This is a genomic window from Ruegeria sp. AB8, assembly GCF_056542605.1.
The window spans coordinates 37,280-58,878 of the sequence record NZ_JBQGAB010000013.1 but is presented as its reverse complement, the minus strand read 5'-3'; the positions used below and the strand labels follow the sequence as shown (position 1 = coordinate 58,878).

The window sequence follows — 21,599 nt, the reverse complement described above, 5'->3', positions numbered from 1 at the left end:
GCTGACGCGTTTTGGCGACCAGTTTGTGGGACCGTATGACGGTGTGCTCCGGTCGTCTGACCAGTAAACCGGATGAGGCTTTTATTGTTTTATTTCAAAGTCGTAATGACATGATAGTTTTTCACCGATGAGCCTACTGCCTCCTTCTGGCCACCGGTGCGCGAGGGAATTGATTAGTCCGAAGGTGCGTTATGGATGACCATAAAGACACAAAGACGGCAGCGGGCCTTCCTGAAGGGCGCAAACCGCGCACACGACCGAACAAGCGGCTCATTGTGTTCGCTGACGGTACAGGCAACGCATTCGGTGGTCAGGCATCGAACATCTGGCGACTTTATGAAGCCATCGACAAACGCGGGCTTAGTCCCCTGAAGTCCAGCCCGCAACTGGCGCGTTATATCCCGGGTGTCGGAACGTCATCGATTGGACTGGTGCGCTTGTTTGACGGTGCCACGGGGCTGGGCGTGCCGGGCAACGTGCAAAAGCTGTATCGATTCCTGTGCTGGAACTGGGAACCCGGTGACGAAATCTGGATGTTCGGCTTCAGCCGTGGAGCCTTTACTGTGCGTACGCTGGCTGGACTTATCAGCTCCCAAGGGTTGATGCCCCGGGAAGTCGACGGGACCACCGTTTCCGTCGCGGAAATGCATCGAAACTCGAAAGGCGCGTGGCGTGCCTACAGACGGCAGACCGCGCCATTTCGCGACCCGCGCACAGGCAAGGTTCGCATGAGCCCGACCGTCTCGATCGGGCGCTTCATCCGGGATGCTTGCGTATGGGCAAAACGGACCATCAGCAGACAGAAGAAACATGTCCAGGTGACAGAGATTCTGCAAAGCAAGCAACCAGAACGTTGCGCCGGCCAGATCAAAATCAGGTTCCTGGGCCTGTTTGATACGGTCGAAGCTTATGGAGTGCCGCTGGAAGAGCTGCGCGCGGTGTTCGATTTCTGGATATGGCCCATCAGTTTTCGCAACCGCGTCTGCAGCCAGGTTGTAGAACATGTCTGCCACGCCCTGTCCCTTGATGATGAGAGACGCACCTATCACCCGCTGCGATTTGATCAGACTCCACAACTCGATCTCAAGGGCTCAGGCAATCAGAAGGACGGGCCAAGGATCCAGGAGGTTTGGTTTGCCGGTGTCCACGCCGACATTGGTGGCGGATATCCCGACGATGAAGCTTCGCTTGAGCCGCTGATCTGGATGATTGAGGAAGCCAGAAAGGATGGCCTGATCTTCATTGACGAAAAGGTCCACGAACTTGACAGCCGGCGCTCGAAAAATGCGTTGATTCACGATTCACGCAGCGGATTGAAATCGGCCTACCGCTACACGCCCCGACCCGTTGAAAGTGGTGAGGCATTTGGTGGCAAGCCTGTCGTGCACAGCTCGGTCGTCCAAAAAATCCTGACTGGCCGCGATGGCTATGCGCCAGTGATGATGAACGACGATTTCCAGCCGCACGATCAACCACAACAGGTTTCACTGCACCACAACGCGGAAGTTGCCGAGCAGGTCAAGGCACTGGTCTTGTGGCGCAGGATCGCAAATATCTCGTTCATCAGCCTGCTTTTGTTCGCATTGGTCCTGCCATGGGCGGGCGAGCCCGTCCGGGCCATGTTGCAGCCCGGCCGACCGCCGGTCGGGTCAGATGGCGTCGTGCTGCCCGACGCTATATCGTCCGTCGCACCCGGCATCGTTCAGCCCTGGATACAGTCTCTGTGGAAGCATCCAGTGCTTTCGATACCGCTCATCGTGGCAATTGTGGCGCTGTTTCTGTCCGGCGCGGCGCTTCGGGACCGGATAAAGGATACCGCCCGTCAGGCCTGGACCTCGGATCGCAAAACCAATTTGCAAAAACCGGCAGACCGGTTTCTGGTTCGAACGGGCAATTTGCTGCAATCCAGCCGAACGTTGAATGCGGCTTATGCATTTCTGGGTACCAAGCTGGTGCAGGGCGTCTTGGCTGTGTTGATCTTGCTCGGCGTGTTCAAGCTTTTGCATGTCGTCAGCCTGATGTTCACCACCGTCAGCGGCAGTCTGTGCCCAGACACTGACCCCGGACATGTGATCGAACCGGGAAGCACTTTTGTTCTGCAAGATGAGTTCTCGACCCAATCTGTTTGCTGGCCGACTGGTGTCGATCTTGTCGAAGGGCAAACATACTGGATCAGGCTCGAGGAAACAGAGCCATTCACCGACAGAGGCGCACGCGTTCCGATGACCGGGTTCCAGACCAACAAACGGGTGTATGTACTGGGCAGCCTGATACGACGTTCGAGCGCAAACTGGTTTCAACCGGTCGCGCAAATCGGGGCGAAGGGCCAATCGATTTTACCGCTTTTTGACTACACAGACAAAACCACGGCGTTCATTTCGTGCTTTGATGACATGGCCGCCGAAGACGGACACAAATGCGATCCGATTGATGCACCCAAGGCGATGACGGCGCGTATCCGGGCAGAGAGAAGCGGACCGCTGTTTCTGTACGTGAACGACGCGATCATCTGGCCCTTTGACGGTTTCTATGCAAACAACGGTGGCTCCGCCCGTGTCAGCATCCTTGCAGAGAAACCGCCGCTATAACTCGTGATGCAGCGGAACTGTTTCAAAGCTCTGACCGTCAACATGCGCTCCCTCCGCTTTTGCAGAAGTGCAGCAATCAAGACTGTCGCCTAATGCCTGGGTGCAGTGCAATCAGCCGCGAAAGGCAATGTCCCAACTGAGTTACCGAGAACCCATTGCCTTTACAAACTGGTTCTGGCACCAGCCCGACAACTATGACGGAAACGAGCATTTCGGAAGGTTTCGCCAGTTTTCAGACCAACCAGGGATCAAATGGGATGATGCCCGGCATGTCTCGACCGCGCGAGGGTATCTGGTCGAATTCGAAGGTTCCTCGATCCAGAACTGATGAGTTGGAGTTTTTTCAGCAGAAACTGGTTTTCTGTCTCAGGGAACTTTGACGGCATGCACCATATTTCGAGATCGTCGTAGCACACAGAAATGCGCTCCAGAAGCCTAACCATTGGGGCGACTTCAGTTCTGCTACCGCGCCCGTCTTTGAAACCTCAGGCGCGACTTCGCTCGGGAAACGGACGGATGGTTCTCACGGCTGACTTGCCAGTTCTCCCTCTCAACGAAAATCAACAGGCAACACGTCGCATGGTGCGTTCGCATCGGAGTTTCTGGGTCCAGGTCAGATTGCCGAAGAGAAAAAGTTGAGCACGGATCGGTGGCAGTCGATTCTACATCACACAAGCGTAATTTTTTGCATTAAGCTGTCTGGAGGTCTCCGGCCTTTAGCTCTGACTATTTTCGACTGACCCGGGCCGCTGTCACAAGACTGTAGCCAATACCTTGCAGAAGACCTTCGAAACACGAACCCAACAGGTGTCCCATGACTATGAAAAACACAACGGCCCTTTCTCGCCGTCAGTTTCTTGCCACGACCACGGCTGGCGCAGCGCTTGTCGTGCTGCATCCCTACTCGGCAGCGGCAAGTGGAAATCAGGCGCACCTGCGGATTATGGAAACCACGGATATTCACGTCCACGTGTTCCCATATGATTACTATGCCGATAAGCCCCGCGACACGGTGGGTCTGTCGCGCACCGCTTCGATCATCAATCAGATTCGGTCAGAAGCCACGAACTCCCTCCTGGTCGACAACGGCGATTTTCTCCAAGGCAACCCCATGGGCGACTACATCGCCTATGAGCGTGGAATGAACGAGGGCGACAGCCATCCGATCATAACGGCGTTCAACACCGTCGGCTATGACGCGGCCACCTTAGGCAACCACGAATTCAACTACGGCTTGAGCTTTTTAGAGAAAGCACTTGCAGGCGCGGAATTCCCGGTTGTTCTGGCCAACGTGGCCAAGGAAAAGGGTGCCGGCCCGCTCGGGGACAAGACGTTGGTTCAGCCGTACACCATCCTCGACCGCGAGATTGAGATGGGCGACGGCACCAAACACCCGATCAAGATCGGCGTCATCGGCTTTACCCCGCCGCAGATCATGAACTGGGACCGCAAGCATCTGGATGGCAATGTCGAGACGCGCGACATCGTTGAAACCGCCAAAGCCTACGTCCCCGAAATGCAGGAACAGGGCTGCGATCTGATTATCGCCCTATCGCATTCGGGGATTGGCGAAGCCGACCATACAGACGGTATGGAAAACGCCTCGGTCGCACTCGCAGGGGTTGACGGGATCGACGCACTTGTGACCGGGCACAATCACCTGGTCTTCCCGTCACCGACCTTTGCGGATCGCCCCGGTATCGATGTCGAGAAAGGGACGCTGATGGGGAAACCAGCCGTCATGGGCGGATTTTGGGGCTCGCATCTGGGCATTTTGGACCTGCTGCTGGAACGCGACGGATCCGAATGGCGTGTCGTCACCACCACCTCCGAAGCGCGCCCGATCTCGAAGCGGAACGAAGACCGCTCGATTACGGCTCTTGTCGGTGACGATCAGAAAGTGCTGGATTCGGTTGCCGTAGAACATGAAGAGACGCTGGCCTATGTCCGCCGCGCGGTGGGCAAAACCTCAGCTCCGCTGCACAGTTATTTTGCGCTTGTGGCGGATGACCCTTCGGTCCAGATCGTCTCGATCGCGCAGAAATGGTATATTGATCAGATGTTGAGGGGGACCGAGCACGAAGGGCTGCCGATCCTGTCGGCAGCGGCACCTTTCAAGGCCGGGGGTCGGGGTGGACCAGATTACTACACCGATGTCCCGGTTGGTGATGTCGCAATCAAGAACGTGGCAGACCTGTATCTGTACCCCAACACCGTGCGGGCCGTGCGGGTCAACGGGGCGCAGGTGCGCGGTTGGCTGGAACGGTCGGCAGGCATGTTCAATCAGATCGTGCCCGGTTCCAAGGACGCGATCCTGCTGGACCCAAGCTTCCCGTCCTACAACTTCGACGTCATGGACGGTGTGACGTATCAGATCGACCTGTCTCAACCCTCACGCTTTGGCCCCAAGGGGGAAGAGGTCAATCCCGACGCTGCGCGGATTGTGAACCTTCAGTTCAACGGCGAGCCAGTGACAGACGACATGGAGTTCGTCATCGCCACCAACAACTACCGCGCCTCGGGCGGTGGATCCTTCCCGGGCGCCTTGGGGGACACGGTTGTTTTCGAGGCCCCTGATACAAACCGCGATGTGATCGTTCGCTATATCGTCGAGCAGGGAACAATCGACCCCAAGGCGGACGCCAACTGGTCGTTTGCCCCGCTTGAGGGGACCACCGTCCTGTTCGAAACCGGGCCCAAGGCTCGTGATTATATGAACGATGTCAAAGGTGTAAGCATTGAAGACGCCGGCGACGGTGCCGACGGTTTCGCAGCGTTCCGTATCAAGCTTTGATGCGCAAAAGTTCAATCTCAAGGGCGGCCGATGGGTCGCCCTTTGTTTAATCTCGAAGCCTGCTCCGTCTCCTCGGTAACAGCTGCCTGCGTGAGGTCGTGCCTTGACTTCTCTCTACCTACTGATAGGTAGTTGCTTGTTGATTGATCCGCCCAAAGGGACATGCCTCATGAAATTCTATGACGTTGAAGGTTTCCCAAATCCTGCCTGTGCCTGTATCGCGCTTGCTGATAAACGGGCCAAGGACAGGGTTGAATTCGTCCCCGTGGATATGATGGGCGGCGAGCATTACACGAAGGCGTTCAAGGCCAGGAACCCCGAGGCCGTGGTACCCTGCCCGGAACTGGCGGGTGGCACATACATCTCGCAATGCCATGCGATCACCGAATTTATCGGCGCGGCCTTGGCCGATTTTGCAAAGGTTGACATTTCCGAAAGATTGAAAACCTGCAGTCTTGGCGCGCCAAACTTTCGAACTGCCCACCTGTAGCGGGTTAATCCCCGGGTCGTCGGCATCACACATCGCAGAAGGAATCGGACCAATGGAAATAAACTCGGACTTCTCAGATCGCGTTGTAGTTCACTCCGACCAGCTTGCGTGGCAAGCCTCGCCCATGAAGGGTGTAGAGCGCAGGATGCTGGACCGGATCGGAGACGAGGTGGCACGCGCCACCACAATCGTGCGCTATGCGCCGGGCAGTCATTTTTCCGCCCACACTCATACAGGGGGCGAGGAGTTCATCGTTCTTGATGGCGTGTTTCAGGACGAACACGGCGACTTTCCCGAAGGCACCTACGTTCGCAACCCCCCGACCACGCAACATACGCCGGGGTCGGAGCCCGGGTGCACCATCTTTGTCAAACTCTGGCAATTCGACATGGAGGACCGCAACCAGTTCCGCAAGACAATGGCGGATGAGCTGGCCGCGCCGGAAAACGGCGTCGCCACGGCGGTCCTGCACAAAGACAAGCGCGAGGTTGTCACTTATAGCCATCTGGATGCGGGCGCGACGCTGACCTCGGATGCCACAGGAGGCATCGAGGTTCTGATCATCGACGGCTCGGTCACAGAAAGCGGGGATGAACTGGTCAGGAACGACTGGCTGCGCCTGCCCGAAGGTCAAAGCCTGTCAGCCGTTGCAGGGCCTAGTGGTGCCAAAATCTGGATGAAGACCGGTCATCTGCCGTTTGCCCGGCCACCAGCGGTGTAACCGATGACCCGGCAAAAACCCTTGGCACTTGTCGCCGGAGCGGGAGCTGGCCTTGGCCAATCTCTGGTGTCGCGTTTTCAGGCCGAAGGCATGGAGGCGGTTGGTCTTGGCCGTAGCCGTCCGGAAAACCCCGTCGGCGCGTTTCACGAGGTCGATCTGTCCGACCCGGACCTGACCGCACCAATCATTGCAGACCTGATCGCGGAACACGGGCCGCCAAAGATTGTCGTGCACAACACCGCAGAGCTTGTAGTCGCGCCTTTCACAGAAACGTCTCTGGATGACTTTCAGCGCACATGGACCTCGATGGTACAAACCCTGGTCGTGGTGGCGCAATCGGTGATGCAGCCGATGGTCCGTGGTGGCGGCGGTGCCCTGATCGTATCGGGGGCAACCGCCTCGCGGCGCGGCGGGGCCCGTTTTTCGGCCTTTGCCTCGGCCAAGTTTGCCCTGCGCGGACTGACACAATCGCTGGCGCGCGAATACCAGCCGGCGGGTGTTCACGTCGCGCATGTCCTTCTGGACGGCATCATTGATACAGCCCGGTCGCGCGATCGCCACAGTCTGGATCCTACCAAGATGATGAAGCCTGAAGACATCGCGCAGGCCTATTGGCAACTGGCGCAGCAGCCGCGTTCGACCTGGACCCATGAGCTGGACCTGCGCCCCTTGAGTGAGGCGTTCTGAGGCATGCGCACGGATACGCTTATCATTGGTGCAGGGCTTTCGGGTCTCAGCCTGGCGACGCAACTGATGGATCAGGGGCAGGACGTTCTGGTGGCCGAGGCACGCGCCCGTCTGGGCGGGCGCATCCTGACCGAAGCGCAGGGCGACGGTTATTTCGACCTGGGCCCGTCCTGGTTCTGGCCGGGTCAGCCCCGGATTGCCGCGCTGATCGACCAGCTTGGATTGGATCGGTTCGAACAGTTCAGCACCGGCGCGCTGAGTTTCGAGGATGAGCACGGCCGTGTCGAGCGCGGCCGGGGATTTTCATCGATGGAAGGGTCATTTCGCCTGAAAGGCGGCCTTGCCGCCTTGATCGATGCACTGGCAGCCCGAGTGCCTGCCGGACTGATCCACCTGTCCACCCGGATCACCGCGCTGACGCAAACCGAAAACGGAGTGCTGGCCACCACGCAATCGGGTCAGCAGATCAGCGCACAGCGTGCGGTTCTTGCGTTGCCCCCGCGCGTCGCGGTTGAGCTGACTTATTATCCACCTTTACCCAAGCAAACTCGCTCCGCCATGCGCGAGGTCGCGACCTGGATGGCTGGACAGGCAAAGGCGATTGCCGTGTACGACACACCCTTTTGGCGCGAGGCGGGACTGTCGGGCGACGCCATGAGCAGGCGCGGGCCGATGGTGGAAATCCACGACGCTTCGCCCGCCGGAGGCCGTATTTATGCGCTGTTTGGTTTTATTGGCGTTCCACCACACATGCGCGCGGATGAACAGACGTTGCGCCAGCAGGTTCTTGCACAACTGGTGCGCCTGTTTGGCTCAACGGCGGCAAATCCAAATGCGCTTTACATCAAAGATTGGGCATTCGACCCCTTCACCTCTACCGACCTGGACTTGCAACCTCTGTACACGCATCCGCGATACGGATTGCCGCAAGCCATGCGGGGCGTCTGGAGGGATCGAATCATTTTCAGCGGCACGGAAACAGCCGCGCAATTCGGGGGATATCTTGAAGGCGCGCTGGAAGCGGCAGAAACCGCAGCGGCTTTGGTGCGTAGGGAAAGGGTTTAGACGCCATGGAATCAGATACAAAGACGGCTCTGCTGAATTCTGCCGAGCGTGCCGCCCGCAGCAAAGGGTTTGACGGGTTCAGCTACGCTGACCTTGCCAAAGAGGTGGGCATCCGCAAAGCCTCGGTCCATTACCATTTCCCTACCAAAGACGCGCTGACGATTTCGTTGATGGTCCGCTACCACAGCGACCTGTCCGGCCGCTGTGCCGAGATTGAACGGCTGTATGACACGGCGGGCGAGCGGATAAGCGCGTTGATCGCGCTCTATCGCACAGCATTGAATGGCGGAAAAACCCTGTGCCTGTGTGTCTCGTTGATCAGCAGCCGGGAAAGCCTTTCACATGAAGTCACTGATAAAATTCGTGAATTCCGCATCATGATGGTTTCGTGGATCGAAGGGGTCTTTACGTTGGGCAAGGCAGATGGGTCGATCTCGGGCGTTGGTGAACCAGGGGCGGAAGCGCGTGCCGCATTGGCCTTGCTGGAAGGCGCCCATCTGGCCGCGCGGGCCGAGGAAAGCCTGCAAACCTTTGATGACGCAGTGGCAATACTACAGTCGAGATGCTGACACGGGCCTGGTCCTGATCGCACGGGCGCGGCAACGCTTCAATCAAACCATCCAGATGCGGTCGTCCACTGCCGGTGATCCAAACTAGAAACGACGGATTGTTTGGCCCGCGGGCCAAACTAACGCTTGAAACTCAGTCACCATCCGCGACCCCTTCGGCCCGGGCACGCGCGCGGCGGCGGCGGAAGCTAGGCAGCAACACCAGAAGCACGGCAAGAACCAGAAGACCCAAAGTCATCGGCCGCTGCCAGATAAAACTCATGCCATCATAAAGTTGCATCGCGCGCGAAAAGTTGTTCTCAAGCAAGGGTCCAAGAATGAACCCGATCAACAGAGGTGCCAGAGGATAATCGGCAAAGCGCAGGATCGTCGCGCAAACTCCAAAGCCGACCAGGATCAGCAATTCGGTCGCATTGTTCTGCCCGATATATGCCCCCATGAGCGTGAAGAACAAAATGAACGGGATCAGGAAGTTGCGCGGAACGGCCAGTACCTTGGCGATATAAGGGATCAGCGGCAGGTTCAGGATCAGCAGCACCAGATTTCCAAGATACATCGAAATAATGACGGCCCAGAAAATCTGCGGCTCATCGATCATCAGGCGCGGTCCGGGGCTGACATTCAGCGCGATCAGTGCCCCAAGAAGGATCGCTGTGGTACCCGACCCGGGAATGCCCAGCGTCAGAAGCGGTACAAACGACCCGGTACAGGCGGCGTTGTTTGCGCTTTCCGGCGCGGCGATACCCTTGATCTCGCCTTTGCCAAAACGCTCCTGTTCTTCCTTCGGCGCGATGTTGCGTTCCACCGCATAGCCAAGGAAAGAGGCAATCGTCGCCCCCGCCCCCGGGAGAACGCCGATGAAGAACCCTTGAATGGACTGGCGTCCGATGACCGGGGCTATCTTTCTCGCCTCGCTGCGGTCAATTCTCAGGTTCGTGATTTCACCACTATCGCCATCCCCGGTTTTCGACCGGTTGGGGTCCAGAACAAGGTAGATCGCTTCCGGCAAAGCAAACATTGCCATGGCCAGCGTGATGAAACCAAAGCCCGACTGCAGGTCCATGATGCCCATGGTGAAGCGCGGCGCGTTGAACAACACACCTTCGCCCACTGTCGCCATGATCAGACCCAGGAAGGTCATCAACAGCGCTTTGCTGACCTGCCCCGTTCCGGCAAAGGCGGCAATGGCCGAAAGACCGACGACCATCAGCGCGAAATACTCCGAGGAATGAAACAGCAGTGCCACCGAGGCCAGAGCCGGCGCAAAAACCATCAGCAGCACCGCCCCGATCGTGCCCCCGGCAAAGGACGAGATTGCGGCCACGGTCAGCGCCTTGCCAGCCTGCCCTGAACGGGCCAGCGGGTAGCCGTCGAAACTGGTTGCAACTGTCGAGGCCACCCCTGGCGCGTTGATCAGGATCGATGATGTCGATCCTCCGAAGACAGCACCGTAGTAGACGCCAGCCAGCAGGATCAATGCGGCCGACGGGTCGCCGATGGTAATCGCGATCGGGATCATGATCGCAATGATCGACATCGGCCCCAGACCCGGCAGCATGCCAATGAAGGTACCGATCAGACAACCGCCGATCACCATAAGAATGTTTGTGAACGTAAAGGCCGTCGCGAGGCCCATCATGAGTCCTTCAAGCATGTCAGCCTCCGTTTGCCATCGCGTTCAGAAATCCGGGAAACGGGCTGAGGAAAATGCCAAGTATCACTTCCACCAGATACCAGACCACCCCGGCGGCAATGGCACTGACAATGACCATCAGCACGTACCGGCGCTCGCCGAGACTGAAGCTTCCCACCGTGAGAAAGAGGAAGGTCGAGACCAGAAATCCCAGCGGACGCAGCAGCAGCGCATAACCGACCATCAAGGCCACCAGCAGCAACGCCTGACCCAACTTGTATTCATGCAGCTTCGCCAGATTGATGTCCGCCGCATCTTGTTTCTCAGGTGCTTTTTCCAACCCCAGAATAATGGACACCGACATCAGAATAGCACCTATGGCCAACACCTTGGGAAAGCTCGACGGCCAGATTGGGCTGCGCCGCATGATTGGCGGCAACAGGTCGTCCATGGTGAAATAGGCGGTATAGCCATAGGCCAGACAGATCAGAAGAATGACAAGTGCAATCCAGCGATCCAGTGCCATTTCCATCCCCTCCCCTTTTTTTGTTTGAGGTGTCCGGCACACAGCCGGGCACCCGTTTTTCAGGATATCGCAGACCGCGTCAGAGGAAGCCCAGCTTCTTCATCAGGTCGCCGATTTCCTGTTCCTGCTGCTCCAGGAACGTACGGAAATCATCACCGTTGTTGTGGATATCGACCCAACCGTTACGATCTCGGACTTCCACCCATTCCGGCGTGTCGTACATTTTGGTCAACGCATCCTGATACATCGCCAGCTTGTCTTCCGGCAGTCCGGGTGCGGCAAAGAACCCGCGCCAGTTGACGAACGTGGTGTCATTGCCCTGCTCTTTCATGGTCGGAGCATCGGGATAAGCGTCCACACGCTCGTCAGAGGTCACGCCGATTATGCGCACCTCACCGGCCTTGGCCAACTCCACCGCTTCCGAGAAGCCCGTCGAAACGGCCTGTACCTCACCCGACAGCAAACCGGCCATGGTTGCACCGCCGCCGTCATAGGGGACGTATTTCATGGCCACTGGGTCAGCACCGGCCGCCTGAAAAACCATGGCGGCGACCAGATGATCCATACCGCCAGGTACCGAACCACCACCCACGGCAACGCCGTTCGGGTCGGCGTTGAAGGCCTCGATCAACCCGTTCAGGTCCTGAATCGGGCCATCTGCCGCGACCACAAGCGCCGCGTAATCCCCGATGGTCCCGGCCACAAGGGTCAGATCGCGGAAGTTCTGCGGGAAGATGCCCGTTAACGACCGAATCACGATTGGGGTCGAGTTGACCATAAGCGTGCCGTGGTTGCTGTCGGCGTTTTCGATCAGATAACCGATGGCCTTGCCACCGCCGCCGCCTGACATGTTCTCGTAGCTGGCCGATCCGACCAGCCCAGATTCCGTCAGTGCCTCGCCAGTACCACGCGCGGTGCCATCCCAACCGCCGCCGGCACCGCCGGGGATCAGAAAGTGGATACTTTCAACGACTTGTTCCGCGTGCGCCAGCGTTGGCGCGCCAAGTGAAACCGCCGCCACGGCGGCAGCCGCAAATGTCCTGCGGGTTAGATTGAATTTTGCCATGATTTCCTCCCATTGGCTGGCATTTCCTTGTTTTGTTTAAAGTGGTTCCTTCGCAATCAGGATACCGTCTTCATCGCAGTAGATGTAACTTCCGGGCTCGAAGAGCACGCTGCCAAAGGCAACCGGAACGTCTATTGCGCCGATCCCTGTCTTGGCGGACCGAACCGGAGTTACGCCCAGCGCTTTGATGCCAAGGTCGAGCTGCGCCAGACGCTTGCTGTCTCGGACAGCACCATTGATGACGATCCCGGCCCACCCGTTGGCGATCAACCTCTCCGCCATCATGTCCCCCAACATAGCTGTTCGGAGTGACCCACCGCCATCAACTACGATGACACCGCCATTTCCCTGTAAAGTAAAGAGTTTCTCTTGAATCAGACGGGTATCTTCCGCTGTCACAGCAGTATGAATACGCCCCGAAAAGCTGCGTTTTGCACCGTAATCGTTGAACCGTTGCAGTACAGGGCGCACCTTGTCCGGATGGGCATCACTCAGATCCGTCGTAGGTCGGCTGGTCTGGAAACTGGTCAATGCGCTTCCTCCATCAATTCGGATGGGTAAAGGACGGCCCCTTCCATAATTCGCCTCTGCGTGCGGAAAGTACCGGCCGATATTGCCTCGGGTCCCGACGGGCCTGGCCGGACATCCGCGATGGTTGGCAAGTCACCCGATGGGTTTCCAATGCGTAATTCCTGACCCTCAGGTTGCGCGATCCTTTGCACCAGGCTGCCCGGTATCTGGGCTGCAACGGCGGTGCACATGGCCCCCGTCAGAGTAATCGCGCGATGAAAGTTGCCCATCGACACGAGCCGAACATTGATGTCATGGCTGTCCTTTTTGTGCAGGCTGCCATCCAGCGCCGTGAACTCAGCGGGCGCACCGAGCATCGCCACTTTAGGGCTGGATCGTTTTACGCCCTTGCGCGACGGAGCCATTCCCATTGCAACAGCACCAGCAACGCGAATTTCTTCGACCAGAGCCATAAAGTCCGGATCACCATCCAGATCCTGGGGGCGTTCGGTGGCGGTTTTTTGCAGATCAGCAGCGCGGAAAAACACCACCGGATTGGCCGCGTCGATCAGTGAGACCTCCAGCGCTCCGACCCCACGGATCTGTAGCGTATCCAGCGCATTGCCCGTCGGCAGCAGCTTGCCGGTTCCGGCCCCACCGGGTGCAAGGAAATCTATCGTCACTTTCGCCCCGGTTCCCGCCACACCGGGAATTTCAAGCGTGCCCTGTTCGACGGGCTGACCGTCCCGCACCGGAAAGCGCGCGTGATAAACGCCATTGGTATTGGTGCTGAATATGCGGACCAGCGCCTCACTTTGATCCGCTGCAACCTGCACCATGCCTTCCTCAACCGCGAAAGGGCCGACGCAGGAGGACATGTTTCCGCAGGCCGAGCCGTAATCGGCGACCGGTTCGTCCACGGCGATCTGCACGAAGGTATAATCCACGTCCGCATCGTCACGATCCGAAGGCTCGACGATGACCACCTTGGACAAGGACGACAACCCGCCGCCCATCCCGTTCAGCTGGCGCCCGTTGGGGTCGGGGCTTCCCAGGACATGCAGGAAAATGCGATCGCGCGCGGCCCGGTCCCTGGGCAGATCTGCACCGTTGAACACTACAGCCTTGGATGTACCGCCGCGATAAAACGCGGCCCGTAAACGTTCCGCCATCACGCCGCCCCCGCCAGAAATCCGCGGAACGCACGCGGCAGCAGACCGCCCTCGGCAAAGGTCGCACGCTCACCGTCATTGTACAGACGCAAATCCAGCGGCGTGGTATCCGTGCGACCATCCTTTCTGTGGATGGTCAGCTTGGCCTCGGTCAGATCATCGCTGAAGTCGATGTCAAAAGTCTCGGACCCGTCAAGTTGCAGCGTCCTGCGGTTCACGCCCTCCGGGAAACACAGCGGCGCAATCCCCATGTTTACAAGATTCGAGCGGTGGATCCGCTCAAAGCTCTCACAGATCACGGCGCGTATTCCGGCAAGCCAGGGGGCCTTTGCCGCCGTGTCCCGGGAAGAACCGCAGCCATATTCTTTGCCGCCGATCACCACCAGTTTCTGATCCCGGTCCAGATAGGTCTCAATCGCCTTGAAGACCGATGTAACCTCACCTTCAGGCTCGATCCGGGTCCACGAGCCTTCTTTGTCCGGGGTCATCTCGTTGCGCAGACGGTAATTTGCAAAGGTCGAACGAATAACCACATCCGAACATCCCCGGCGGGTCCCGAACGAGTTGAAGTCGCGTTGGGTGACACCCTTTGCCTGAAGGAACTGCCCGGCCTCAGAATCGGTGGTGATGATACCAGACGGCGATATATGGTCGGTCGTGACACTGTCGCCCAGAATGGCCAGCGGACGCAGGCCGCGCAGCGGTTCGATCCCGGCGTTCTCGGGGCGAATGCCTTTCACAAAGGGTGGAAATGAGACATAGGTCGAAGGCACCCATTCATATGTTCCGGTGCCAACCTCCATCGCGTTCCACTGGTAATTCACATCTCCGATTGCAGCGTAGTTGTCGCGAAACTCGTCAGGTGTGACATAAGTCTCGACAATCCGCGCCACCTCATCCGCCGAGGGCCACAGATCATTCAGCATCACCGGCTTGCCGTCCCGGTCCACCCCCAGGGGCTCGGTCGTAATGTCCTTATGGATCGTACCCATCAGCGCATAGGCCACGACCAGCGGCGGCGAGGCAATCATGTTGCGCGAAGCCAGCGGGTGAATGCGCCCGGCAAAGTTCCGGTTCCCGGAAAGGACCGCGATCCCTTTGACATCATTGTCCTTGATCGCCTTTTCGTGATCTGGATGCAGAGGTCCCGACATGCCGTTGCAGGTCGAACAGGAAAATGCCGCAACTTCGAACCCGAGGGCGTCCAAGGGCGCCTGCAGGCCGCTTTCCGCCAGGTATTTAGCCACGACCCGCGAACCCGGAGCCAGCGAAGTTTTGACATGTGGCTTGACAGTCAGGCCGCGCGCCACGGCGTTTCGGGCCACCAGCCCGGCTAGAACCATGTTGCGCGGGTTGGCGGTGTTGGTGCAGCTGGTGATCGCAGCGATGATCACATCGCCGTCACCGATGTCGTGATCGGCATTCGGGACCGGAACCCGACGGTCCGTTTCGCCCTCAAAAGTCAGACGCTCAGCAGCGGCGGACAGGTCAATCCGCTGTTCCGGCCGGGACGGGCCCGAAACGGACCGGCCAACCTTATCGAGGTTCAATTCAATCACCTGCTCGTATTCAATGGCCGCATCCGTACCATCGACCCACAGGTTTTGCGCCTTGCAGTAGCTCTCGGCCAGTGTGGCACTATCACTGCGGCCGGTCTGGCGCAGATACCCGATGGTGCGCTCGTCAACCGGGCAGAACACCATAGTGGAACCATATTCCGGCGCCATGTTTGCAATGGTGGCGCGGTCGGCGACGCTCAGCGCGGAATAACCGGTGCCAAACAGCTCAACAAAGGTGTCGACCACGCCGATGGCGCGCAGTTTCTCGGCGATGACCAGCGCAATGTCAGTGGCGGTGACATCGTCGGACGGGTTGCCCGTTACCTCAAACCCGATGACGCGGGGCACATTGACCGGGGTGGTCTCACCGAACAGCAGCGCTTCGGCCTCTAGCCCCCCAATGCCCCAGCCCATGATCCCCAACGCGTTGATCATCGGCGTGTGGCTGTCAGTGCCAAGGCTGGAGTCCGGGATCAGAACATCAGGGTTCTCGTTGGACGGCAAAACAGTCTGACCGAGATATTCCAGATTGACCTGATGGCAAATCCCACCCCCCGGCGGAATGACCCGTAGCCGTGGGAACCGTGCTTCACAGGCTTTAAGAAAAGCGAAACGTTCGCGGTTGACCTCAAACTCTCGGTCCATGTTCTTGGCCAGCGCAAACTTGTCCGCCCAATGGTTGATCGACATGGAATGGTCGATCACCAGGTCGACCGGCAGGCTCATATCAACTACGTCCGGATTTCCGCCCACCTCCTCCAGCCGGTTGCGCATGGCCATGATGTCGATCAGCGCCGGAATTCCCAGCATGTCGTGCAACAACAGCCGTGCAGGACGGAACGGCACAGCGTCGCCAGAGCGCCGGAGCACATCCAGCGCCGCCGCGCCTCCTTCGGAATGACGCGCAGCATTTTCCGCCAGAACCCTTAGAGAGTATGGAAGCTTTCGAAATTCGGGGCCCAATAGGGCGCAATAGTCCACGGCCCGCAAAGATGTGTTGGCGATCGGTTTGTAGGTTGCGATTGTCACGGTTGCCTCCTGATTTGCTGACAAGCTAGACACCGGCGCCGGATATCAGCAAGATCGAACCGACTCCATTTCACCTGACAGAATGCTATGCCCGCGAACAGAACCGAAGCCGTCGAACGTGCCATGTCCATCCTCAGTGCCTTTTCGACACAGCGCCCAATCATGTCTCTTGCAGAGTTGGCCGAAGAGACAGGCCTGCACAAAAGCACGATCCTACGGCTGACCAACTCGATGATGATTTATGGCTTCATCCAGCGCGATAGTGACGGTATGTTCAGTGTCGGCCCCAGCGTATGGCGGCTGGGGTTGATATTCCGGCGCGATTTCACCAAGCGCGAACACGTCGCGCCATCGCTAAAAATCCTGGCTGAAGCAACTGGGGAAACCGCCTCGTTCTATGTCCGCTCGGGCAATGAACGTATCTGTTTATACAGGGAAAATTCCCCTAACCTGCTGCGATTCCATGTTGAGGAAGGTATGCGCCTGCAATTGTCCACCGGGGCTTCCGGGCTGGTCTTGAGGCATTTCTCGGGCGAGGATGTCGGTGACCTGGCCAAGTTCAACAAAAACGGCACGGTCAGTTCAGTCGGTCAGACAAATCCCAACATCTCCTCTGTCGCGACCCCTGTTTTTGATGCAAACGGCGATCTCATCGGCGCCCTGACAGTGTCCGGTCTGGCCAACAGGTTCGATGCCGAGGCGCGGGCAAATACGGTCCCGCTGCTGGAGAGTCTTGCGCGCAGTCTGACCACGAGCTGACGGCACTGTTTCGCCTGACAGAACGCAACTCACAGCAACTTGCCTCGTACCGCAGGCTTCGCTAGGCAGGCAGGCAGACCATTGAACCGGAGGGCGCGCCGATGATGAACCATGAGATCAACAAAGCATTCCGTGAACGCCTGAACACGGGCAAAGCCGTTCTGATGCCCGGCGCAGCCAATGCTCTTGCGGCACGCGTGATCGACCAGTTGGGGTTTGAGGCCGTCTATATCTCGGGCGCGGGGCTGACCAACACCTATCTGGGCATGCCCGATCTGGGCTTCATCTCGCTGCCCGAGATCGCCCAGCACACATCGGCCATCCGCAACAGCACCGAACTGCCCATTGTGGTTGATGCGGATACCGGCTTCGGCAATGCCCTGAACGTCCACCATACCGTGCGCACGCTGGAACGCGCCGGCGCCAGCGCCATTCAACTTGAGGATCAGGTTAATCCCAAACGCTGCGGTCACTTCTCCGGCAAGGATGTGGTCGATCTGACAGAGGCGCGCAGCCGTATCAAGGCCGCAGCAGACGCCCGCCACGACCCAAACTTCCTTATTGTCGCGCGCACCGATGCCTGTGCGACCCAAGGGTTCGACGCCGCCATTGAACGCGCGGAAGCCTTCATCGAAGACGGGGCTGACATCACATTTATCGAGGCACCGCGCAGCCTTGACGATATTCGCAGCATTCCCAAGCGGCTTGCAGGCACGCCACAGCTGATCAATCTGGTTGTAGGCGGCAAAACTCCAATCATCGAATTCTCTGATCTGGACGAAATGGGGTTTGGCCTGGTCCTATATGCCAATGTCGCGTTGCAGGGCGCACTGAAGGGCATGAACGACGCGCTGTTGATGCTTCAGGCCAACGGCCGCATGGACGAAAGCGGGCCCGTCGCAAGTTTCGAAATCCGTCAGAACGCAGTTCAGAAAGCACATTACGACGAGATGGAGATGCGCTACTCGGAATAAACCGCAAAAGCGGCGTGCCGTTTCTGATCGGCGTTTTGACCCGGTGCGTTGCCAATCGTGCGAAAGGCTGCATCCGGACAACAATAGTCAAACCAGCACCACCAAGCCCGGCTTTATTCTTCCCAGACGTCTGCGACGAAACCACCATCGGCGCGACCAAAGCGGCTTATCAAATACTCTGACAGTTTTTCCAAACCCTCCCGCAGCACATCGGGGTCATTGGCAAAACCGATACGGACATAACCTTCCATGTCAAAGGCGTCGCCCGGGGTCAGCATCACTCCGGTTGTCTGCACCAAGTCGACACAGAATTCGCGTGAGCTGATCGGTATGTCGAGTTTCAACATCGCGGTTGTCCCGGCGCGGGGTTTGACCCAATCAACGCGCGGCTGCTTGGCAATCCAAGCGTCCAGCACAGCAAGATTCCCCCGCGTGATCCGGTGACTGCGGGCCAGAACCTTATGCTGGTTCTCCAATGCGATGGCAGCAAAATGATCGTTGATCATACCGACCGAGATCGTATCGAAATCACGATGGATCAGGATCTGTTCGGTCACCTCTTTCGGGGCCACCACCCAACCGACGCGCAACCCGGCCAGCGAAAACGCTTTCGATGTACTCGCCGTACTGATCCCCTTTTCGTAGATGTCCACAATTGAAGGCGACATGCCGTCGCCCTCCTGCCCGGTGCCGCGATAGACTTCGTCACACAGGACATATGCGCCGACAGAACGGGCAATCTCGGCGATGCCCTGCAGCATCGGCCGTTCGATCAGCGCACCCGTCGGATTGTTGGGGTTTGTCAGGACAATCAGTCTGGTTTCCGGTGTCACCTGTTCACGTAACCGGTCCAGATCAGGCAGGAACGCGTCTTCCGCGCGCAGTGGCAGAATCTGAACATCGGCTCCGATACTGGCGGGGATCGAATAGTGTTGCTGATAGGTCGGCACAATCGAAACCACCCGGTCCCCGCGCGTAACCACTGCCTTATGCACTAGCATATTGGCCGCAATCGTGCCGTGGGTAATGGTGATATCTTCGACGTTGCGATCGTCATAGAGATTTGAAATAGCCTGACGCAGGCGGATTGACCCTTCGATCGCACCGTAGGTCATTTTCATTGGCAGCAGTTCGGACAAGTCGTTTTGATTAAGTCCGGACAGTTGCAACAGTTGATCGATCGTGATGCTGGCCACGCAGGTTTCGGCAAGATTGTAGGTACAGCGGGTTTCCCACTCATTCATCCAGATTTCGACTTTGAACGGTTCGATGAACATGTGCGCTCTCCTCAGGCTGAAGTCTGGTCAAAAACGGCTTTTGCCACAGCGATGTCCTCCAGCCCCAACCCGACAGAGCGGAAGAAGACCGGAGTTCCTGCAATAGGTCGCTGGCATCTGCCGGTGCAAAGTTCCGCAAGATCGCCAAGGATCGCGGTCTTGCTCCAGTTGTGTCGTTCCACGGCAATCAGCATCTCGCCGGCCGCATCAGGGGTTGTTTCCCGGTAGTCGCAATAGACCTGCGCGGATGCCAAAAAGGCCGGATCAACTTCATGCGCGCGGGCAACATTGGTGCTGATCGATGTCACCAGCGCATCGACCGCTATATCTTCCGTGGAAATGACCGGACTACCCGATGACGTGCACAGCATGACAACATTGGCCTGCGCAATAGCCTGCCTGGAACTCGTGGCCAGCTTAGCGTCAGGGCACAGCGTATTCCATGTCGCCTGAGTATCCGCGTTTTCACCCAAACCCGGCGAGTAGATGCGCACCTCTGCCCAGTCGCGCAGACCGGCCACATGGCGCATGTGCGCCTGTGCGACCTGACCTGTTCCGATGATGGCCAGCGTCAGCGGGCGGCCGGTCGGAGCCAGCTCATCCACCGCCAATGCGGTCGTGGCGGCCGTGCGCTCGGTGGTCAGCACGCCTGCGTCGATCAACGCCAATGGCCGACCATCTTCGATGGACATCAGAACAGTCCAGGCGGTGATGATGGGTCCATTGGCGCGCGGCAGGTAAGGCGACAACTTCGCCCCGAACACACCGGCCCCCTCAAGCGCACCGAGATAGGTTATGAAATCGCCGCCCCCCGGAAACTCGGTCACGGTCTGCGGTGGTTGTACCGCGCGGGCTTCACCAAGATCGGTGAACAGCGTGCGCATCGCTTGGACCACATCCAGCTTGCCCAGGTGTTCTGAAACCGTTGTATTATCAAGGACAATCGGCGGGTTCGGCATATTGATACTCCTTTGCGGAGTTCGGTATCAGCAACATTATGGTAAAACCATCGTCCCAAGGGATGAGACAACGGTAGGAAGAAGGCCGGATTTGCAGTTAAAGGAGTTCAGCCAATCCATTTCTGAAGTGATCGACGGGCAGGCAAAAAGCGATGCCCTGATCCGGGCCGTCGAATACCTATTTCCGTGCGAGGCGGCATTTGCAGTGCTCAACCGACCCTCAGGGCCTCCGGTTTATCTGGCGGATAGCTACCCAAATCCAGCGTCCAAGGCCGCGGTTCAGCTGTATGTCTCCAGAACCTACCTGCTCAACCCGGTGCACAATGCGATCCGGGCAGGTATCGCCGCAGGGGTATACCGGATGGCCGATCTCGCACCGGATAACTGGGTCGCGACAACGCCGGATGTCATCTCAGATGAGAGCGAAGAGATCAAATTCAGGACGCCCGGCTGGCCCTTCGGTCTGCAGGAAGTTTCAGTCCTGGTCGACATGCCCCAGAGGATCATGGGTGAGGTAAGCCTGGCCCGCAAAGCCACGCCGGACGGTATCCCTCAACAGGATCTGGAAGTTTTGCGATCCGTCCTGCCATTGATCCGGCTGGCATTTCTACGGCTGTCCAGAGAGCAGACGCAAGCGCCGGGTCGGCCATCACCTTCAACGGAGTCTTTTGGCCGTGACGTTCTGACCGCGCGAGAGGCTGAAGTTGTCCAGATGATCCTGAAAGGCCATTCAAGTCTTTCGATCAGCAAGACACTGAGCATAGCGATGCCGACCGTGAAATCACATCGTCGAAATGCGTATGCAAAGCTTGGGATCAGCACTCAATCTCAACTATTTCACGCCTTCGTCGATGGCTTGAACCTCGGGTTCAACGAATGAAAGCCATTGGCATTCAGGTGCCATCACAGCGTCAGTTATTGCACCGAAAGTTCCGGGTTTGACGCGGACCGCGGTACTGCATGTATTGCGAGACGGATCAAAGGATGATCGACGACTTGAGACACGGTGCAGCCGCTTCCCTTGGCATTCTAAACTTGAACGTGAGGTTCGAATGCTTGCCTTTTGTCACTCAGATTTTGGAACCAGGCCATTTGTGAATAAATTCTCAAAACGAACTTCGACCTGAATGATCTCAGGGTACCCTATTCGGATGGCGCGTCGCGTTTCAGTCACGCCTGACTGGTCAATCAGAGTAATTTAGCCGACACACAAGAAAATAC

19 protein-coding genes are annotated in these 21,599 nt (G+C 58.0%); 11 read left to right on the top strand and 8 right to left on the bottom strand.

Features of this window, described 5'->3' with window-relative positions; translation table 11 throughout:
* Window positions 1–191 precede the first annotated feature (191 nt).
* The 8 genes from ACR0CG_RS14580 (at window position 192) to ACR0CG_RS14545 (ending at window position 8,914) form a co-directional block, all read left to right on the top strand.
* A complete protein-coding gene (locus tag ACR0CG_RS14580) occupies window positions 192–2,588 on the top strand; it encodes a DUF2235 domain-containing protein (protein ID WP_480525815.1) in 2,397 nt (798 codons plus the stop codon).
* Between the two features lie 127 nt (window positions 2,589–2,715).
* Entirely contained in the window at window positions 2,716–2,916 is a 201-nt protein-coding gene (locus ACR0CG_RS14575) for a hypothetical protein (RefSeq protein WP_480525814.1), read from the top strand.
* A 486-nt stretch (window positions 2,917–3,402) separates the two neighbouring features.
* Window positions 3,403–5,382: a bifunctional 2',3'-cyclic-nucleotide 2'-phosphodiesterase/3'-nucleotidase gene (locus ACR0CG_RS14570; RefSeq protein WP_480525813.1), complete on the top strand. Its 1,980-nt coding sequence runs from the start codon at window positions 3,403–3,405 to the stop codon at window positions 5,380–5,382.
* A gap of 169 nt (window positions 5,383–5,551) precedes the next feature.
* Complete coding sequence (locus tag ACR0CG_RS14565; protein ID WP_480525811.1) at window positions 5,552–5,872, top strand: thioredoxin domain-containing protein; 321 nt, start codon at window positions 5,552–5,554, stop codon at window positions 5,870–5,872.
* Window positions 5,873–5,924: 52 nt separating this feature from the next.
* On the top strand, window positions 5,925–6,593 hold the full coding sequence (locus ACR0CG_RS14560) for a cupin domain-containing protein (protein WP_170611633.1): 669 nt from the start codon (window positions 5,925–5,927) through the stop codon (window positions 6,591–6,593).
* A gap of 3 nt (window positions 6,594–6,596) precedes the next feature.
* Window positions 6,597–7,280 carry an SDR family NAD(P)-dependent oxidoreductase gene (locus tag ACR0CG_RS14555; protein ID WP_480525809.1) on the top strand — a complete coding sequence of 228 codons (684 nt, stop codon included), beginning with the start codon at window positions 6,597–6,599 and terminating at the stop codon, window positions 7,278–7,280.
* Between the two features lie 3 nt (window positions 7,281–7,283).
* Window positions 7,284–8,345 (top strand): flavin monoamine oxidase family protein, encoded by a 1,062-nt coding sequence (locus ACR0CG_RS14550; RefSeq protein WP_480525808.1) that lies wholly within the window; start codon window positions 7,284–7,286, stop codon window positions 8,343–8,345.
* Window positions 8,346–8,350: 5 nt separating this feature from the next.
* Entirely contained in the window at window positions 8,351–8,914 is a 564-nt protein-coding gene (locus ACR0CG_RS14545; RefSeq protein ID WP_480525806.1) for a TetR/AcrR family transcriptional regulator, read from the top strand.
* A 133-nt stretch (window positions 8,915–9,047) separates the two neighbouring features.
* On the opposite strand, the gene ACR0CG_RS14540 is transcribed toward ACR0CG_RS14545, so the two are convergent.
* The 6 genes from ACR0CG_RS14540 to acnA form a co-directional block, all read right to left on the bottom strand.
* Entirely contained in the window at window positions 9,048–10,568 is a 1,521-nt protein-coding gene (locus tag ACR0CG_RS14540; RefSeq protein ID WP_170679147.1) for a tripartite tricarboxylate transporter permease, read from the bottom strand.
* 1 nt (window position 10,569) lies between these two features.
* Window positions 10,570–11,073 carry a tripartite tricarboxylate transporter TctB family protein gene (locus ACR0CG_RS14535; RefSeq protein ID WP_480525804.1) on the bottom strand — a complete coding sequence of 168 codons (504 nt, stop codon included), beginning with the start codon at window positions 11,071–11,073 and terminating at the stop codon, window positions 10,570–10,572.
* Between the two features lie 79 nt (window positions 11,074–11,152).
* Window positions 11,153–12,139 carry a tripartite tricarboxylate transporter substrate binding protein gene (locus tag ACR0CG_RS14530; protein WP_480525802.1) on the bottom strand — a complete coding sequence of 329 codons (987 nt, stop codon included), beginning with the start codon at window positions 12,137–12,139 and terminating at the stop codon, window positions 11,153–11,155.
* A gap of 36 nt (window positions 12,140–12,175) precedes the next feature.
* The gene (gene rraA, locus ACR0CG_RS14525) at window positions 12,176–12,670 is read right to left on the bottom strand and encodes a ribonuclease E activity regulator RraA (RefSeq protein ID WP_170679153.1); all 495 of its coding nucleotides are present in this window, start codon (window positions 12,668–12,670) and stop codon (window positions 12,176–12,178) included.
* The gene (locus tag ACR0CG_RS14520; RefSeq protein ID WP_480525800.1) at window positions 12,667–13,821 is read right to left on the bottom strand and encodes a PrpF domain-containing protein; all 1,155 of its coding nucleotides are present in this window, start codon (window positions 13,819–13,821) and stop codon (window positions 12,667–12,669) included. Before ACR0CG_RS14520 ends, rraA begins: the two co-directional genes overlap by 4 nt.
* Entirely contained in the window at window positions 13,821–16,409 is a 2,589-nt protein-coding gene (acnA, locus tag ACR0CG_RS14515) for an aconitate hydratase AcnA (protein WP_480525798.1), read from the bottom strand. Before acnA ends, ACR0CG_RS14520 begins: the two co-directional genes overlap by 1 nt.
* A gap of 87 nt (window positions 16,410–16,496) precedes the next feature.
* Between acnA and ACR0CG_RS14510 the strand changes: the two genes are divergently transcribed.
* Entirely contained in the window at window positions 16,497–17,168 is a 672-nt protein-coding gene (locus ACR0CG_RS14510; RefSeq protein ID WP_480525796.1) for an IclR family transcriptional regulator, read from the top strand.
* 101 nt (window positions 17,169–17,269) lie between these two features.
* Window positions 17,270–18,142 carry an isocitrate lyase/PEP mutase family protein gene (locus tag ACR0CG_RS14505; protein ID WP_480525794.1) on the top strand — a complete coding sequence of 291 codons (873 nt, stop codon included), beginning with the start codon at window positions 17,270–17,272 and terminating at the stop codon, window positions 18,140–18,142.
* A 113-nt stretch (window positions 18,143–18,255) separates the two neighbouring features.
* On the opposite strand, the gene ACR0CG_RS14500 is transcribed toward ACR0CG_RS14505, so the two are convergent.
* Together ACR0CG_RS14500 and ACR0CG_RS14495 are read right to left on the bottom strand one after the other, a co-directional pair.
* The gene (locus ACR0CG_RS14500; RefSeq protein ID WP_480525792.1) at window positions 18,256–19,419 is read right to left on the bottom strand and encodes an aminotransferase; all 1,164 of its coding nucleotides are present in this window, start codon (window positions 19,417–19,419) and stop codon (window positions 18,256–18,258) included.
* An 11-nt stretch (window positions 19,420–19,430) separates the two neighbouring features.
* Window positions 19,431–20,378 (bottom strand): ornithine cyclodeaminase family protein, encoded by a 948-nt coding sequence (locus ACR0CG_RS14495; RefSeq protein ID WP_480525791.1) that lies wholly within the window; start codon window positions 20,376–20,378, stop codon window positions 19,431–19,433.
* 91 nt (window positions 20,379–20,469) lie between these two features.
* Here ACR0CG_RS14495 and ACR0CG_RS14490 point away from each other — a divergent pair, with 91 nt between their 5' ends.
* A complete protein-coding gene (locus tag ACR0CG_RS14490) occupies window positions 20,470–21,258 on the top strand; it encodes a helix-turn-helix transcriptional regulator (RefSeq protein ID WP_480525789.1) in 789 nt (262 codons plus the stop codon).
* The last annotated feature ends 341 nt before the right edge of the window (window positions 21,259–21,599 follow it).